Source organism: Sporosarcina contaminans (genome assembly GCF_042679045.1).
GTDB lineage: Bacteria > Bacillota > Bacilli > Bacillales_A > Planococcaceae > Sporosarcina > Sporosarcina contaminans.
This window is the reverse complement of sequence record NZ_JBHTLT010000131.1, coordinates 14825-30975: the sequence shown is the minus strand read 5'-3', so window position 1 is coordinate 30975 and position 16151 is coordinate 14825. Positions and strand designations below refer to the sequence as shown.

At 38.7% G+C, this 16151-nt stretch carries 17 protein-coding genes; 12 read left to right on the top strand and 5 right to left on the bottom strand.

Annotation, left to right across the window (positions count from 1 at the left end):
• The first annotated feature begins 286 nt into the window (after window positions 1–286).
• The 6 genes from ACFQ38_RS17430 to ACFQ38_RS17405 all read left to right on the top strand — a co-directional run bounded on the left by ACFQ38_RS17430 (window position 287) and on the right by ACFQ38_RS17405 (window position 9886).
• Window positions 287–712, top strand: a complete 426-nt coding sequence (locus ACFQ38_RS17430; RefSeq protein ID WP_381482535.1) for a DUF1801 domain-containing protein — start codon at window positions 287–289, stop codon at window positions 710–712.
• Window positions 713–965: 253 nt separating this feature from the next.
• Window positions 966–2861: a PrkA family serine protein kinase gene (locus ACFQ38_RS17425; RefSeq protein WP_336823637.1), complete on the top strand. Its 1896-nt coding sequence runs from the start codon at window positions 966–968 to the stop codon at window positions 2859–2861.
• A 120-nt stretch (window positions 2862–2981) separates the two neighbouring features.
• Window positions 2982–4145: a sporulation protein YhbH gene (yhbH, locus tag ACFQ38_RS17420; RefSeq protein WP_336823638.1), complete on the top strand. Its 1164-nt coding sequence runs from the start codon at window positions 2982–2984 to the stop codon at window positions 4143–4145.
• Complete coding sequence (locus ACFQ38_RS17415; protein WP_381482573.1) at window positions 4145–5545, top strand: SpoVR family protein; 1401 nt, start codon at window positions 4145–4147, stop codon at window positions 5543–5545. The genes yhbH and ACFQ38_RS17415 overlap by 1 nt, the downstream gene beginning before the upstream one ends.
• A 331-nt stretch (window positions 5546–5876) precedes the next feature.
• Window positions 5877–6887 carry a GTPase gene (locus tag ACFQ38_RS17410; RefSeq protein ID WP_336823425.1) on the top strand — a complete coding sequence of 337 codons (1011 nt, stop codon included), beginning with the start codon at window positions 5877–5879 and terminating at the stop codon, window positions 6885–6887.
• Between the two features lie 173 nt (window positions 6888–7060).
• A complete protein-coding gene (locus ACFQ38_RS17405) occupies window positions 7061–9886 on the top strand; it encodes an S-layer homology domain-containing protein (RefSeq protein WP_336823424.1) in 2826 nt (941 codons plus the stop codon).
• A 144-nt stretch (window positions 9887–10030) separates the two neighbouring features.
• Here ACFQ38_RS17405 and ACFQ38_RS17400 read toward each other — a convergent pair whose 3' ends face one another.
• Window positions 10031–10453, bottom strand: coding sequence for a YusW family protein (locus ACFQ38_RS17400; RefSeq protein ID WP_381482532.1), 423 nt, complete (start codon window positions 10451–10453; stop codon window positions 10031–10033).
• Between the two features lie 156 nt (window positions 10454–10609).
• On the opposite strand from ACFQ38_RS17400, the gene ACFQ38_RS17395 reads away from it, so the two are divergent.
• The 6 genes from ACFQ38_RS17395 to ACFQ38_RS17370 all read left to right on the top strand — a co-directional run bounded on the left by ACFQ38_RS17395 (window position 10610) and on the right by ACFQ38_RS17370 (window position 14599).
• Complete coding sequence (locus ACFQ38_RS17395; RefSeq protein WP_336823422.1) at window positions 10610–10843, top strand: hypothetical protein; 234 nt, start codon at window positions 10610–10612, stop codon at window positions 10841–10843.
• A 170-nt stretch (window positions 10844–11013) separates the two neighbouring features.
• The gene (cyoE, locus tag ACFQ38_RS17390) at window positions 11014–11946 is read left to right on the top strand and encodes a heme o synthase (protein ID WP_336823421.1); all 933 of its coding nucleotides are present in this window, start codon (window positions 11014–11016) and stop codon (window positions 11944–11946) included.
• A 12-nt stretch (window positions 11947–11958) separates the two neighbouring features.
• Window positions 11959–12123, top strand: a complete 165-nt coding sequence (locus ACFQ38_RS17385) for a hypothetical protein (protein ID WP_336823420.1) — start codon at window positions 11959–11961, stop codon at window positions 12121–12123.
• 168 nt (window positions 12124–12291) lie between these two features.
• On the top strand, window positions 12292–13089 hold the full coding sequence (locus ACFQ38_RS17380; RefSeq protein ID WP_336823419.1) for a basic amino acid ABC transporter substrate-binding protein: 798 nt from the start codon (window positions 12292–12294) through the stop codon (window positions 13087–13089).
• 47 nt (window positions 13090–13136) lie between these two features.
• Window positions 13137–13880, top strand: coding sequence for an amino acid ABC transporter permease (locus ACFQ38_RS17375; protein WP_381482528.1), 744 nt, complete (start codon window positions 13137–13139; stop codon window positions 13878–13880).
• Complete coding sequence (locus ACFQ38_RS17370; protein WP_381482526.1) at window positions 13877–14599, top strand: amino acid ABC transporter ATP-binding protein; 723 nt, start codon at window positions 13877–13879, stop codon at window positions 14597–14599. The genes ACFQ38_RS17375 and ACFQ38_RS17370 overlap by 4 nt, the downstream gene beginning before the upstream one ends.
• A gap of 350 nt (window positions 14600–14949) precedes the next feature.
• Here ACFQ38_RS17370 and ACFQ38_RS17365 read toward each other — a convergent pair whose 3' ends face one another.
• The 4 genes from ACFQ38_RS17365 to ACFQ38_RS17350 are packed head-to-tail and all read right to left on the bottom strand — an operon-like array spanning window position 14950 to window position 16092.
• Window positions 14950–15291 (bottom strand): DMT family transporter, encoded by a 342-nt coding sequence (locus ACFQ38_RS17365; protein WP_381482524.1) that lies wholly within the window; start codon window positions 15289–15291, stop codon window positions 14950–14952.
• A 13-nt stretch (window positions 15292–15304) separates the two neighbouring features.
• Entirely contained in the window at window positions 15305–15622 is a 318-nt protein-coding gene (locus ACFQ38_RS17360) for a DMT family transporter (protein WP_381482522.1), read from the bottom strand.
• The gene (locus tag ACFQ38_RS17355; protein WP_381482571.1) at window positions 15619–15813 is read right to left on the bottom strand and encodes a hypothetical protein; all 195 of its coding nucleotides are present in this window, start codon (window positions 15811–15813) and stop codon (window positions 15619–15621) included. Before ACFQ38_RS17355 ends, ACFQ38_RS17360 begins: the two co-directional genes overlap by 4 nt.
• Window positions 15814–15873: 60 nt before the next feature.
• Window positions 15874–16092 carry a TetR family transcriptional regulator gene (locus ACFQ38_RS17350; protein ID WP_381482569.1) on the bottom strand — a complete coding sequence of 73 codons (219 nt, stop codon included), beginning with the start codon at window positions 16090–16092 and terminating at the stop codon, window positions 15874–15876.
• Between the last annotated feature and the right edge of the window lie 59 nt (window positions 16093–16151).

Sequence of the window (16151 nt, the reverse complement as noted above, 5' to 3'; positions counted from 1 at the left end):
TCGTCAATGATCAACAATGCTTTGGAGTCCATATAACTTTTAAGTTACAAGTTAGGCGCAATAAAGCTGTATGAATACGATAAGGGCATAGATTGAATGCATCAATAGTTTCAAAAATGATCACGCTACATAAGTCGCATTAAGTATACCTAACAATTCTTTTACAGCAGCTTATCGGAAAATCGTCGATTGTTTTCTCAGTGCATAGCTATTCAAACGTTCTATAATGTTCATCATACATTGTTTATATGCAAAACGTTCAAATTTTACAAAGGAGTGAAGTGAAATGTACGAGCAAAAGACGAAAGAAACAGATGATAGTGTTGTCGAGTTTATTGAAGCTATTGAAAGCAAGAAAAAGAAAGAGGATGCGTATAGGCTCCTTGATATTTTTACTGAAGAGACAGGTTATGAAGCAAAAATGTGGGGGCCGAGCATTATCGGTTTCGGTTCTTATCATTATATTTATAAAACCGGACATGAAGGGGATGCCCCGTTAGTTGGTTTTTCACCGCGCAAAGCGAAAATCAGCCTTTATTTTGCAACAGGAGACCAAGAAAGAGAAACTTTGTTAAAGGATTTTGGAAAACATACTTCTGGGAAATCATGTGTTTATATTAATAAGGTCGATGATATTGATATAGATATTTTAAAGAAATTGATCCATCAATCTGTTGCGTTTTTGAAAAAATTGTATCCTGCCAGTGAATAAGAGCCCTACAAAAGCATGTGGAGAGTTTGTACTCTCTATATGCTTTTTTAAGTGAATGTAAAGGATGTTTATACGTTGTTATGTGTTTTACGCGAGTTTTCTGTTTAGCATGTTTTCATGAATGGTTTGGAAGTGGGAGCTCATGAACGTTTATGGGAATTAGGAAAATAAATGAGCTATTTTTCCAAGCCTCATTTTACCGAGCATTACGGCATACAATAATTGAAACCAGGCCCTGAATGGAGGGAAATGAATGGATATATTGCGGAAAGTCGAACATTTCCGTGAAGAAGAGAACAAGTTGAAATGGGAAGGTACTTTTGCCGATTATTTGCACATTTTAAAAGAACGGAAAGAAGTTGCCCAAACGGCGCATTCAAGAGTGTATGAAATGATTAAAAGCCATGGTATAACGAAGGAAAATGGTTATACAAAGTTCCGTTTTTTTGAAAATGATATTTTTGGACTCGAAGATACGATTGAGCGGCTCGTCAATGAGTATTTTCATCCGGCTGCGAAAAGATTAGATGTGCGAAAGAGGATTTTATTGCTTATGGGACCTGTCAGCGGTGGGAAATCAACGATCGTCACATTATTAAAAGAAGGTTTGGAACGATACTCAAAGACGGAAGAGGGGGCGGTATACGCTATAAAAGGGTGCCCGATGCATGAGGATCCTCTCCATTTAATACCAGAGCATTTACGAGATGATTTTTATGATGAATTTGGGATACGTATTGAAGGAAGTTTATCGCCTTTAAATACGATGAGATTGGAAAAAGAGTATGATGGGAAAATTGAAGATGTCCTCATCGAAAGGATTTTCTTCTCAGAAGATAAGCGTGTCGGCATTGGAACGTTTACGCCGTCAGATCCTAAATCGCAAGACATCGCGGATTTAACGGGAAGCATCGATTTCTCCACCATCGCCGAGTATGGATCCGAATCTGATCCGAGAGCATATCGATTTGACGGGGAATTGAATAAGGCAAACCGTGGAATGATGGAATTCCAAGAAATGCTCAAGTTGGATGAAAAATTTCTTTGGCATTTATTGTCGCTAACCCAAGAAGGCAATTTCAAAGCTGGACGATTTGCGTTAATTAGTGCGGATGAATTAATTGTCGCACATACGAATGAAACCGAATATCGAGCATTCATTTCGAATAAAAAGAATGAAGCTTTGCACTCACGGATTATCGTGATGCCAATTCCGTATAATTTAAAAGTGAGTCAAGAAGAAAAAATATATGAAAAAATGATTAAGGAAAGTGATATGGCGCATGTGCATATTGCACCGCATGCTTTAAAAGTTGCGGCGATATTTTCAGTATTGACAAGGTTGAAAGTTTCCAAGAAACAAGGGATCGATATTGTAAAAAAGATGAGATTGTATGATGGGGAAAGTGTAGAAGGGTTTAATTCGGCAGACTTAGAGGAGTTAAAACGTGAGTTTCCGAATGAAGGTATGGACGGCATTGATCCACGGTACGTGATCAACCGGATTTCTTCAGCGATTATTCGTAAAGAAGTGGATGCCATTAATGCACTGGATGTATTGCGTTCTTTGAAAGAGGGGCTTGATCAGCATGCGTCCATTTCAAAGGAAAATAAAGAGGACTATTTAAATTATATTGCCATTGCTCGGAAAGAGTATGACGAGATTGCGAAGAAGGAAGTTCAGAAAGCTTTCGTTTATTCGTATGAAGAATCCGCGAAGACGTTAATGGATAATTATCTTGATAATGTGGAAGCATTTTGCAATAAACATAAATTGAAAGATCCTCTTACGGGTGAAGAAATGAATCCGGATGAAAAATTAATGAGATCGATTGAGGAACAGATTGGCATATCGGAAAATGCGAAGCGGGCGTTTAGGGAAGAGATTTTAATCCGTATTTCGGCATATGCAAGGAAAGGAAAACGCTTTGAATACAACTCACATGAACGGTTAAGAGAGGCGATTCAGAAAAAGCTTTTCGCAGATTTAAAGGATGTCGTTAAAATTACAACGTCTTCCACGACACCAGATGAAACCCATTTGAAAAAGGTCAATGAAGTCGTGGCAAGGTTAATTGATGAGTATGGCTACAATTCTGTTTCTGCGAATGAGCTATTAAAATATGTAGGAAGTCTTTTGAACCGATAGCAAAAAAATTCGCAATTAGACGGTTTTTGAGAATCGCAACAGATAGGTGACAACAGTTCAATAGTGTTCCAGTCCTTGCATATACTATAAAAATGAGTGGACTGGGGTAGGTGAAATGAAATGCAGGATGAATCAATCGAGTCTTTTGTCGTTTCACAGGAAAACTGGTCGCTGCACAGAAAAGGCCACCAAGATCAAAAGCGTCATTTGGAAAAGGTCAAGGAAGCGATCCGGAAAAACCTTCCGGAATTAATTAGTGAAGAAAGTATCGTCATGTCAGATGGCAAGGACGTCATTAAAATTCCGATCCGGTCATTGGATGAATATAAAATTCGTTACAACCATGACAAATCAAAGCATGTAGGGCAAGGCAACGGAGATAGCAAAGTAGGAGATGTCGTTGCAAATGATGGAAAGCCCGGCGCTGGCAACGGAAAACAAGCTGGTGATCAGCCGGGTAATGATTATTATGAGGCAGAAATATCAATTGCTGAGATAGAAGAGACGCTATTTCAGCAGCTTGAACTGCCGAATATGGAGCAGAAAGAACAAGTGGACATCGTGCATGAAGATATCGAATTCAACGATATCCGAAAAAAAGGCCTCATTGGGAATATTGACAAAAAGCGGACGATCATTGCTGCCATTAAAAGGAATGCAATGGAAGGCAGAGCAAATATCATGCCGATTTACAATGATGATCTGCGCTTTAAAACGTGGGATGATGTGCAGAAGCCACACTCAAATGCTGTTGTTCTAATGATGATGGATACAAGTGCCTCAATGGGCAATTTTGAAAAGTATATGGCGAGAAGTTTCTATTATTGGATGACAAGATTTTTGCGGACGAAATATGAACAGGTTGATATTGAGTTCATTGCACATCATACAAAAGCGCAAGTTGTTTCAGAACAAGATTTCTTTTCGAAAGGGGAAAGCGGAGGAACGATTTGTTCAACCGCTTATGAAAAAGCATTGGAATTGATCAAGAAAAAATACGACCCGTCCCGCTATAATATTTATCCGTTTCATTTTTCTGACGGAGAAAATATGACTTCTGACAATGTGAAATGTATGTCGTTAGTAGAGGAGTTAATGGGACTATGCAATATGTTCGGATATGGGGAAGTGAATGAGCGCGGGCGGTATTCAACATTAATGTCATCTTATAATAAAATCGATAATCCGAAGTTTCGGCATTATGTATTAAGAGAGAACAGGGATGTGTATTATGCATTGAAGGCCTTTTTCCAAAAAAGCATGGAGCTTGGAGGAACGGTATGATGGAACAAATGGCACTGACGAAGGCGATTCAAGAAATCACAGAGATTGCAAAATCTTTCGGGCTAGATTTTTATCCGATGCGCTACGAAATATGCCCTGCTGATATTATTTATACATTTGGAGCCTACGGGATGCCGACACGTTTTTCACATTGGAGTTTTGGGAAGCAATTTCATCGAATGAAGCTCCAATATGATTTAGGATTAAGCCAAATTTATGAATTAGTTATCAATTCGAACCCATGCTATGCATTTTTGCTTGACAGCAATACATTAGTGCAAAACAAGCTCATCATCGCCCACGTATTAGCGCATTGCGATTTCTTTAAAAACAATGTCCGCTTCTCAAATACGAGGCGTGATATGGTTGAAAGCATGACAGCTACAGCCGAACGCATTGTGCAATATGAATTGATCTACGGCAAAGATGAAGTAGAAAAGTTCATCGACGCAGTGCTTGCAATACAGGAGCATATAGATCCCTCCATTATAAGAACGGATCTTGAAGAGGAAGAAGAGCAAACAATAGAAAGAATTGAAAAAAAGAAGACGCCTTACGATGATTTATGGGAGATGGATTATAAGAAAAAAAGCGAGCCATCGTTTGAAAATAAAAGAAAAAAGATTCCTCCCGCACCCGAAAAGGATTTGCTCCTTTTCTTATTGCATCATAGTACAGAGCTCGAGGAGTGGCAACGCGATATTTTAACGATGATTCGTGAGGAAATGCTTTATTTCTGGCCGCAAATGGAAACAAAAATTATGAATGAGGGCTGGGCCACCTATTGGCATCAACGCATTATGCGGGAATTGGATCTGTCATCAGACGAGACGATCGAATACTCAAAGTTAAATGCAAATGTTATTCAGCCTTCTCGCACATCAATTAATCCGTATTATTTGGGGCTAAAGATTTTCGAAGATATCGAGAGGCGCTACGATCATCCGACGGAAGAGATGAAGGAATTCGGAGTAAAACCCGGTTCTGGGAGAGAAAAGATTTTTGAAGTGAGAGAGATGGATTCGGACATTTCATTCATCCGAAACTATTTAACGAAAGAATTAATTCAAAGTGAGGACTTATACGTTTTTGAAAATAGAGGAAGCCAATATACAATTTCGGATAAAGATTTTGAAGAAGTGAGAAATCGTTTAATCGCGCAGCGGGTAAATGGCGGCTTCCCATATATCGTCGTCCATGATGGGGATTATGTGCGGAATGGTGAATTGTATTTAGTCCATAAATATGAGGAGACGGAATTGGATATCCCTTATTTGGAAAACGTTCTTCCATATATACATCAACTTTGGGGAAGGATTGTCCATCTGGAAACGTATATCGAAAATAAGCAAATCATTTTTTCGTATGACGGCAAAAAAGTGCATCGCCGATATGCTTAAAAAAATGTTCAAGCTATCACTTATTGTGATGGCTTTTTTGTTGCAAAACTAACATTGGGCAATTATGTTTTATAAAAGTTGGTCGGATAGTTGAGGGAATGACCAGGCTGCTGACACACGACATTACTTCAGGATATCCAAATAACAGTAATCGAACTGTTTAGTACGAATAGTCGCTTACGCTAATGGTACAAACGTAATAAATAGTGAAAAACTTGTTTGGTAATGACAAAAACATATTTCATTCGAAATACGGGTATGAATAAGGGAGATTGAATCTTTTATAAGATTTATTCGTATGTATAGTAAGATCTGAAAGAGGGTGAACAGGATGAATCAACAATGGATGTCTGACGAGGAATTCGATCAAATTTTTGATGAAAAGTCTGCTGAAATTAATGAGCAGCTTAGCCGTGAAATATTAGTTGCGATGATTGGGGATGTGAACGCCGGCAAATCGTCGACAATTAACCGGCTAATGGGCGCGGATGTTGCACAAGTTGGTGCAAAGCCTGGTGAGACACAAGCAATCAATAAATTTGTTTATAAGGAAAACATCATCTTTGTAGATACGCCTGGATTAGACGATGTGTATAATGAACATTCTGCGGAAACGATGAAATTTTATAAGCATGCAGATGTCATTTTATTCTTCTTGAATGCAGCCGGGACAGTTTTATCGGAAACCGAACTGATGTCATTGAAGAAAATAGCGAAAGTGAATAAAGATATCATCATTGTCTTAAATAAAATCGATGCGGCGGACGATATTCCGCATTTGGTGAAATATATACAAGATCATACGAACTACGATTTCCCTGTCGCTCCGATTTCATCACGAACAGGCGAAAATATGGGAATGCTTCAAAGGGAAATATTGGACATATTGGAACTGAAAAAAAAAGACATACTAATGGCCGCAAATATGGCAAACAAAAGCGCCATCGCAGATAGATGGATCCTTGGCGCCGGCGCTTCTGCTGCGACAATTGGCGCAGTCCCGATACCGGGGTCTGATTTTGTGCCGCTCACCGCTTTGCAAGTGAGCCTTATGCTGAAATTATCCACTCTGTACGGTAAACCGATCACAAAAGATCGTGCAAAAGAGCTCATAATCGCCACGATCGTTGGAAACATTGGGAAGACTGTTTTTAGGCAAATCGTAAAAGTTGTGCCAGGAGCAGGGATGGTTGCTGGCGCGAGTGTAGCAGGCGCGATGACGATTGCACTTGGACATGCTATCAAATATGCGCATGAAAAGAATATTGATTTATCGCCAAAAACGTTGAAGCCGATCTATCAAATGTTTTTGAAAAGAGGAAACAGAAAGAAAGAAGACTAAAGTGGCGTTTCTCCTTCAGTAAATGAGATCAGTAGAATTGTAGTCTGGCAACATAACCAATAATTACATCTATCATTTTTAGGAAAATAGATTAATACTGTTAAACGAGGGTATTAGTTTATGGGAAGCAATTACTCTCAAATTCTATACATCTCAGAGGAGGAAGTTTATTAATGGTCAATCAACCAGCAAAGTATCGTAATTTCATAGCAGGAGCAGCTTCTGCGGCATTAATTGCATCTGCTGTAGCACCAACTGTTGCAAGTGCAGCAAGTTTTTCTGACGTGGCGGATAATAATACACATGCACCTGCAATTGGTGCGTTAACAGAAGCAGGAATTATTACCGGCTATGCCGATGGAACGTTCAAACCGGACAAAACACTATCACGCTCTGATGTTGTGAAAATGATGGGGAAATGGCTTGTTTCTTTAGGCTATGAAGTACCGACAGATTACAAGACGAAACCTAGATTTAAAGATCATACATCTAAAACAAATGATGAACTATTAAAATACTCTGCGATCGTAAAAGATAATGGTGTATTCAAAGGCTATGAAGACGGCACATTAGGTGCAGGAAATGAAATCACACGTGAAAACATGGCTATCGTTTTAGTACGTGCCTATGATTCTATTAACAAAACAGATCTTGTAACAACTGTGAAAAGCAAAGAATTTGACAAAGATGTTATTGACTTGGCTAAAGCGAAAGCTGAAGCAAGACCGTACATCGATGTATTGGATTACTTCGACATTACAAATCCAAAGGCACCGCAATTCAATCCTAAAAATTCAACAACACGCGGTCAGTTCGCTTCATTCCTCTATAAAACTTCCACGTTGAAAGTAGAAGATGAGGTGGATACAGAAGCACCTAAACTAGTATATAACGGAGACAAAACGATCGAAGTTGAATATGATGCAAACTTCACTCTTCCAGTCGTTACTGCAACAGATAATAAAGACGAAAAAGTTGAAGTTACATCCGTTATTACAAACGCAGCAGGCGAAAAAGTGAACGCAATCGATACAAAAGTTCCGGGAACTTATACAGTAACATACAGCGCTGTTGATCAGGCAAATAACAAAGCTGAGAATTTAATACTTACGATTATTGTAGCTGAACCTGCTACACCAGCAGTTGAAAAAGTTGCTGCGGTTAGTGCGACACAGGTGAAAGTCTCTTTCAATTATGATGTAGATCCTGCATCGTTATTTGAAGATAACGGTACATTGAAAGCTGATCGCGTTGCAATAAGTGCAATCGATGGACAAGGTGCTCTTAAAATAACCAATGCACAATTAGAGGATGAAGGTAAAAGCTTACTTTTAACTGTAGATAAAGCCGTTTCTAAACGCTATAAAGTCGTTGTTCAAAATGCGAAAACAGCAAAAGGCGAATCAATAGAAAAATATGACGAAATCGTCAGCTTTGCAGCAGATACAACTGCTCCTACAATAACGAATACGGAACAAATTTCTGCAACAAAAGTGAGAATTAACTTCTCTGAGCCCGTAAAAGCCCATACTGCTCAACTTTCTTATACGGATGGCCAAGAGGTTAAAGGGGCATCTGTCAAAGTTGAACAAGGTGCAACTTCTGTAATCGTTGACTTGGGAAATTCAAAAGTAGAATTCAACAAAACAATTAACGTAACTTTCATCGGCTTGGAAGATATGGCAGGGAACTTACTTTCACCAAACCCAACTACTGTGCAAATTGTAAAACAGCAATTAGATGGCATTAAACCAACAGTTTCTTCTATTGCACAAACAGGAGTAAAAACATTTAACATTCAATTCACAAAAGATCTTGACGCACTTAAGGCAGCAAATGTTGAAGTTTCTGGCGGATATACTGTTGATTCAGTAGAGAAAGTATCTGATCGTGAATATAAAGTGACTGTGAATAAAAACCTGAGAGGCGTTCAAAACGTTGTTGTTAGCAATTACAAAGATCTAAGTGGTCAAGCAGGTGAAAAAGTGACAAAAGTTGTTACTTTTACTGAAGATACAGTTGCACCGAAAGCGGTATCGACTGCTGTAACGGTTGATAACGGCAAAGAGTATTTGGATATTACGTTTGATAAAAATGTTGTTTTGGATGAAAATTCTACAGTGCAAGCTACAGGAACTTATGTATCCAAAAACATTACTCATTCATTAAACGGAAAAGCGGTTAAAGCCGAATATAAAAATGCTCAAACAAAAAATATAGTACGTGTTACATTAAGCGATTTGATCGGTCAAAATGATGATGTCAAGGACGCTGTATATTCTGTTAACCTATCATTCGGTTCGATCACAAGCCAATCAGGCGTAGCGATTACTGGAATGAAAAATGTAAGCTTCATTCGTACAGTTGATACTACATTGCCTACAGACGCTAAAATAGCAGTCGATGAAATTGTACAATCAGCTGAAGATAATAATATTGTTATGATTACGTTCGATAAAAACGTAGATGCAGCTTCTGCTACAAATCTGGCAAACTACAATATTGATTCTGCAGTGATTGAAAAAGCGACTGTAAAAGCAGATCAACTAAATGTCGTTGAATTGAAGTTGAGTGAAGGAACTAATCATTTCTCTGGCCCACGCAATGTCGTTGTTGAAAATGTTAAAGCAGCAGGTTCCGCAGTTCTGATGGATAAATTCACTGGCAAAGTGAATTTGAAAGAAAATGTGGCACCTACTGTAATAAGTGCGGTAATTACGAAAAATAGCGAAGTGACATTGACGTTCAGCGAAGCTGTAACAGTTGATGCAGGTGCATTTGAATTATTCGTTGGAGATTCAAAAACTCCGATTGCAGGGACAACTGTAGCAAAAGTTGACCCGGCTGCTAAAACAGCTGTCATTCAATTGGCTGAGGGACAAACATTCACTCAGGATCAATTTAATGAAGGTATTTACGTGAAAATGGCAAAAGATAAAAACGTTGTTGACACGGTGAAAAATCCATTAAAATTTACTGAAATAAAAGCTTTAAACTAATTGCTTTCAAAAGTAAAATCCCTCGCGACTAAAAATCGCGGGGGATTTTACTTTTGGAAAATTATGCATTCCAAACTTTGGATAATTGATTGTTCTTTAAATTATGAAAGGCTACCGACAGTTCCTACACCAATAATCTAACAGTTATTTTGTCATCATTATTTCCTTACTGTCGTATCCTTTAAATGTGATTTGCAAACGGATCATTTTAAAATCATGAATTTCAAATGCTTCTGATATTCTCTTAATCAGTTCCGTTTCATCCATATCAGGATTTATTTCATGGTTGCTGAAAACTTCCATGAGTTTATTGACCGCTTTTTCACCATGTAAATAGACATTATCAATTTTATTGACATATTCAGCTTCTGAACGCTCCTTTTTCTCTGAGAAGCTAACATTCAGCGCTTCTTTTTGCTCTTTTGTATCTATTGTTACAGTAATCATTGTAATGCCATATGTATCTACAACTTCATTTGCTTTTTCTTCAGGAAGTATATTTTTACTGCTGCATGCAGTTAATAAAAATAAAGCAATTATGAATAAAAAAAATAGGGATTTACGCATCTGTAATCATCCTTTCCAAACGACTATGTTTAACATAACCTGAGGATGAGGTCGATATACATGACGGACGGCAAGGCTCGTAATTAGGTGAAACTTCATGAACAGCTATCCGTATAGTACATTACCGGAATGCACTGCATGGAAAGGGGGATACATATGAAAACAGAACAGTCTATGACGTTGAAAGACTGGATACTGACGATCGTTCTATTATTTTTGCCGATCGTCAATATCGTTATGCTCATCATTTGGGCAACTGATAAGCAAGACCCAAGGAATACATTTTCAAAAGCCTATTTAATTGTATCTGCAGGAGCGATTGCACTCGTCTTTACGATTTACATGTTACTATTTTTCTTATTTCTAATGATTGGCATTTTCGCGGCATAATTTTTTATCGTAAGTTTTTATTGATCATTTGATTTTGAATAAATTGTGACGAATCGTTATTTTGACAATTGAATTTCCAAATTTAAAACACCAATCGTTTATTTTACAGTAGGTGAAATGATATGATATAGGAAAGGATTGATTGAAAGAGCCAACAAGGAGAGTTAACAATGACGAAAGAAATGGAAATTTCATATAGGGAAGAGCAAGCGAGGATCGATAAAAAAGAGGCAGGATCTTTCATCGCGGACTTGAAATCACTTTTCAAAGGCCCGGTACTCATAGCGAATGCTTTGCCTGTTTTTGTCGGTTTTTGGCTTGCCCTCTATTTTACGGATGGATCATTATTAGCGAATAGCCAGTTATTTTGGTTAACAATTATCGGTAGCACTGTTTTAATGGGTGGTGCTTTAGTTCTGAATAACTGGTACGACGTCGACATTGATACAGTAATGAAAAGAACACAAAAACGTCCGACCGTTACAGGTCATTTTTCATTGAAAACGGTTTTGACAATCGGTATTGTACTTTCTGTAATTGGTATGGTCATGCTGTTTTTTACGACGATTGAGGCCGCGGTTTATGGCTTTATCGGATGGTTTACGTATGTCATTATGTATACGATGTGGACAAAGCGTAAGTATACACTTAATACAGTGATCGGCAGTATTTCAGGTGCCGTTACACCATTAATCGGCTGGGCAGCGATCGCGCCAGCTTATCATATAGTACCCGTAGTATTGTTCCTCATATTATTCATATGGCAAATGCCTCATACATTTGCAATTGCGATTCGAAAGTATGACGAATACAAAGCTGCAGATGTTGCGATGTTGCCTGTTGTCCGTGGCATTCGGATGACGAAACGGCAAATGTTCGTTTATGTCGCCTGTCTATTGCCTTTGCCATTTTACTTAGGGTCGCTTGGAATGGCATTTGTCATATTGGCTACTCTGTTGAACATAGGATATGTAGCGATGTCCATTGGTGGTTTTTTTACAAAAGATGATTACCGTTGGGCAACAATGATGTTCTTTTACTCGGTAAATTATATCGCTATTTTGTTTTTGTTGATGGTTGCAGTTACATTGCCAATTTTTTAGGGGGATCATTGGATGAAGATGCGAAGGAAAAAGAAGAAGGAGTCGAGAAACGAACGGTATACGTTTTTTGATTTCATTTTGGATGCGCTTTTTTTCATTCCAGATATTTTGTTTTTTCTATTCCGGCTTATTCTTTATCCTTTCAGAACTTTAGTAAGATGGATTTTAGAATTATAAATGTATTAACGAACCCATGCCTTGAACGAAGGTATGGGTGTTTTTTTGTGGATTATTTCGAAAAAGTTCATTATATCTACTTATTTAGAATGTTCAGTTGATAATGAAAGCGCTATCATTTATAATTCTATTAATCGACGATGTAGTTGAAATGAAGGGGGAGATTGGATGGATAGAATGGGTAGGAAATTGTGGTTAAGCATTGCATTTGTTTGTTTAACAATCATTTTAGTAGGCTGTGGAACAGGTGGTTCATCGAGCGGCAGCAGTTTGGATGTCGATGCAGATGGCAAAAAGAAACTGATTGTCGGTACGGATGCTACGTACCCTCCGATGGAATACATGGATGAAAAAGGAAATATTGTAGGGATTGATATTGATATTGTGAATGCTATCGCGGAAGCTGCCGGCTTTGAAGTAGAATATAAGAATTACGGATGGGAGCCGTTATTCCCGGCGCTTGATAATGGGGAAGTCGATTTTGCAGTATCTTCTATTACGATTACGAAAGAACGGAAACAGTCTTTTGACTTCACTGAACCATATTTCATAGCCAATCAGTTGATTCTTGTCCCAGAAGATTCAGATGTTGAATTGTTCGATGATTTAGCGGATAAGCGTGTTTCTGTCCAAATAAACACTACAGGGCATCATGTTGTTGCGGATTTATTAGGAAAGACAAGTTCAAAAATTGTTGCAGCAGAAACAATGCCTCTTGCTATCAGTGAAATGATTAATGGGAATGCTGATGCTTCTGTTGGAGATAATGCGGTTATCCTTGATTACCAGAAAAATAATCCCGACGTGGATTTGAAGACAGTGGAAGATGACAGCTTTGAAAAAGAATATTACGGTTTGATGGTGAAAAAAGGAAACAAGGAAGTACTGGATTTATTAAATGAAGGAATCAAAAAAATCAAGGAAAATGGAAAGTTGAAGGAAATCACGGGCTTTGATATGGAATGATTGTTGAATGATAAGCAACAGCCATAGATATCAAGGAGGTGATGATCATGGAGTTTTTAGGTATAAGATTTGAAATGCTAGAAAATATTTGGAGTTACCGAGAGTTATTCATTCGGGGGATTTGGGTCACTCTCGGATTGACAGCTGCAGGTTATGTTGGCGGCTTCATTTTGGGATTGATCGTCGGGTTAGGGAAGTTATCTAAAAGTAAATGGTTTTACTATCCAGCAAAGTACTATGTCGATTTTTTTCGTGGAACTCCATTGTTGGTACAAATTCTATTAATCCACACAGCACTGATTCCTAGTCTTTTTGGTCACTCCTTAGGTTATTTTGTTTCTGGGGTATTAGCACTTACGTTAAACAGTGCTGCTTACAACGCGGAAATTTTTCGTGCTGGAATTCAATCAATTGATAAGGGGCAGATGGAAGCTGCCCGGTCGCTTGGAATGCCACATAACACTGCCATGAAGTTGGTTATATTACCACAAGCGTTCAGAAGGATGATTCCGCCTTTAGGCAATGAATTGATAGCATTGTTAAAGGATTCTTCGCTTCTAATGGTCATAGCGGCAAGTGATATTCTGTATGCAGGCAAGGTGGTGGCAGGTGTCTATCAAAGATTTTGGGAACCCTATTTAACTGTTGCTGCTCTGTACCTAATATTGACATTTGCATGCGGGAAACTCATCAATTATATCGAGAACAGGTTTAGCAATAGTTACGTCCCTTCTTCAAGAAGATCTATTTTTACAATGAGACGTTCAGAACCAGGGGGCGGATTGCGATGATAAAAATAAGAAATTTGCGTAAATCGTTTGGGCAATTGGATGTTCTGAAGGGCATTGATTATGACATTAAAGAGAAGGAAGTCATATGTGTGATTGGCCCGAGTGGGTCGGGAAAGAGCACATTTTTAAGATGTTTGAACCTTCTTGAAGAAATTACTGCGGGCGAAGTATATATAGATGGTGTAAAAATCAATGACCCAAAAACGGATATAAACGGCATCCGGAGAGAAGTCGGGATGGTCTTCCAACAATTCAACTTGTTTCCTCATATGCGGGTAATCGATAATATTACGATTTCACCGATCAAAATTCGGAAAATGGCCCAACGAGACGCAGAGGAATCGGCACGGCAACTTCTTGAAAAGGTGGGGCTTTCCGAAAAGGCGAATGCCTATCCAGAACAGCTCTCAGGAGGACAAATGCAACGGGTTGCGATTGCAAGGGCGCTTGCCATGAAACCTAAAATTATGTTATTCGATGAACCGACATCGGCGCTTGATCCTGAGATGGTAAAAGAGGTTTTGGATGTTATGAAACAACTTGCCTATGAAGGCATGACAATGGTTGTCGTTACACATGAGATGGGTTTTGCAAAAGAAATGGGAGATCGGGTGTTATTTTTGGATGGAGGGCTTTTAGTAGAAGAAGGAAAGCCGGAAGAAATTTTCACTCATCCTAAACACGAACGAACGAAAGCATTTTTCAGCAAAGTATTATGAAAAGCTGTTAAGTATTTAGGGATGAATTGTATTTCACATAAGTTAAGGACGATATGAAAAGTTCATATCGTCTCAGCTTGTTGACAAACGCTCGCATACTGCGTTGCTCGTCTCGCTTGTCCCCTCATGAACCTAAGTTCTATTCGGGTCTTCGCTCGACTTCGCGCGGGCTTGCACGATGCAGGTCATGCAGTCGTTGCGACAGGACGTCGCGCACTTAGACTGCCTTCCACGTGACAAGCGTTTTCAAGCCAAGCTGGGCAAACACCTATCTCATGACTACAAACCTCAAAAGGACTGTAGACAAAGTAAAAAGAAACTTGTCTACAGTCTGGGACGATATGAAAAGTTCATATCGTCTTTTTCGTCATTTTGTTCGCGGGGGCATTAAGTAAAGCGACGCCTCCGATAATGAGAATGATCCCTAATATGACACCTATGCTAATTGGGTCCTCGAATAGCAGCACGCCTATTATAGCAGTCAAGGCAGTTCCTACACCTGACCATATTGCGTACGCTAAACTAAGGGGCAAGTGTGCCAAAGTTTTACCGAGAAAGAAGAAGGCGCATCCATATCCTATCGCAACAATCATTGAAGGAAGTACGATCGTGAAGCCTTCTGATAGTTTTAAAAACATTGTTGCAATAACTTCAGAAATGATTGAAATGCATAAGAAAAGATATCCTTTCATTTATGACGACCTCCTATATTCCACTGTTTAACAGCACAACGCCACCAATGATTAGCAATATGCCTGTTGCTTTTTTAATATTGATGTTCTCTTTATAGAAAACGATACCGACAAGTGCAGTCAGTGCCGTCCCGACACCAGCCCAAATTGCATAAGCTAGACCTAAAGGCAATGTTTTAAGCGACAAGGATAACGTGTAAAAGGCGATTGCGTATCCGACAATTACTGCGAGTGAAGGCAATATTTTTTTGAAGCCTTCCGTTTTTTTTAGCATTGAGCTGCCGATGACTTCTGCCACAATGGCTATGCTTAATAATAAATAGGCATTCATTCGGAATCCTCCAATAACGACTGTAAGTCATCAAATAATTGTTTCTGGGCGCTATTATCGATTGGCGCGATTTGAAATAACTGTGCGTAGCATAATCCGTCCACTGCCAATTGAATGAGCAATATCTTATTAGGTGGCAATCTGTCATTTTCGAGATGCCGCAAAGTCCTTATATTTCTCTGAAAGAGCATATCGTAAATCGGACGACAAAACAGATTGTGCCAAAGTTGCGGCATTGTATTCACCATGCTTCAATAGATCTTCTTGATTGGCTCGAATAAATGCTCTCGTCCAACGTCCTTTTTCAATCGGATCTTCAGCTGCATATCTATGAAAATTCTCATCAATTGTACTAAAAAATAAAGCAGCAATGTTCTATAATAAATCTTTTTAGTAGGGAATTGATAAAGCAATCCGCCTTTACGAATCCCTGCTTCTTTGGCGACAGCCTCCAATGTTAGTGACTCCAAACTTTGTGTTAGCAAAATGCGTTAGGCTGCCTCTACTAATAATTGTTTTTTATTTTTAC

Bases quoted from the DNA above. Each gene is read 5' to 3' on its own strand.
- ACFQ38_RS17430 (WP_381482535.1), top strand. From the start codon at position 287: ATGTACGAGCAAAAGACGAAAGAAACAGATGATAGTGTTGTCGAGTTT.
- ACFQ38_RS17425 (WP_336823637.1), top strand. From the start codon at position 966: ATGGATATATTGCGGAAAGTCGAACATTTCCGTGAAGAAGAGAACAAG.
- yhbH (WP_336823638.1), top strand. From the start codon at position 2,982: ATGCAGGATGAATCAATCGAGTCTTTTGTCGTTTCACAGGAAAACTGG.
- ACFQ38_RS17415 (WP_381482573.1), top strand. From the start codon at position 4,145: ATGGAACAAATGGCACTGACGAAGGCGATTCAAGAAATCACAGAGATT.
- ACFQ38_RS17410 (WP_336823425.1), top strand. From the start codon at position 5,877: ATGAATCAACAATGGATGTCTGACGAGGAATTCGATCAAATTTTTGAT.
- ACFQ38_RS17405 (WP_336823424.1), top strand. From the start codon at position 7,061: ATGGTCAATCAACCAGCAAAGTATCGTAATTTCATAGCAGGAGCAGCT.
- ACFQ38_RS17400 (WP_381482532.1), bottom strand. From the start codon at position 10,453: ATGCGTAAATCCCTATTTTTTTTATTCATAATTGCTTTATTTTTATTA.
- ACFQ38_RS17395 (WP_336823422.1), top strand. From the start codon at position 10,610: ATGAAAACAGAACAGTCTATGACGTTGAAAGACTGGATACTGACGATC.
- cyoE (WP_336823421.1), top strand. From the start codon at position 11,014: ATGACGAAAGAAATGGAAATTTCATATAGGGAAGAGCAAGCGAGGATC.
- ACFQ38_RS17385 (WP_336823420.1), top strand. From the start codon at position 11,959: ATGAAGATGCGAAGGAAAAAGAAGAAGGAGTCGAGAAACGAACGGTAT.
- ACFQ38_RS17380 (WP_336823419.1), top strand. From the start codon at position 12,292: ATGGATAGAATGGGTAGGAAATTGTGGTTAAGCATTGCATTTGTTTGT.
- ACFQ38_RS17375 (WP_381482528.1), top strand. From the start codon at position 13,137: ATGGAGTTTTTAGGTATAAGATTTGAAATGCTAGAAAATATTTGGAGT.
- ACFQ38_RS17370 (WP_381482526.1), top strand. From the start codon at position 13,877: ATGATAAAAATAAGAAATTTGCGTAAATCGTTTGGGCAATTGGATGTT.
- ACFQ38_RS17365 (WP_381482524.1), bottom strand. From the start codon at position 15,291: ATGAAAGGATATCTTTTCTTATGCATTTCAATCATTTCTGAAGTTATT.
- ACFQ38_RS17360 (WP_381482522.1), bottom strand. From the start codon at position 15,622: ATGAATGCCTATTTATTATTAAGCATAGCCATTGTGGCAGAAGTCATC.
- ACFQ38_RS17355 (WP_381482571.1), bottom strand. From the start codon at position 15,813: ATGCTCTTTCAGAGAAATATAAGGACTTTGCGGCATCTCGAAAATGAC.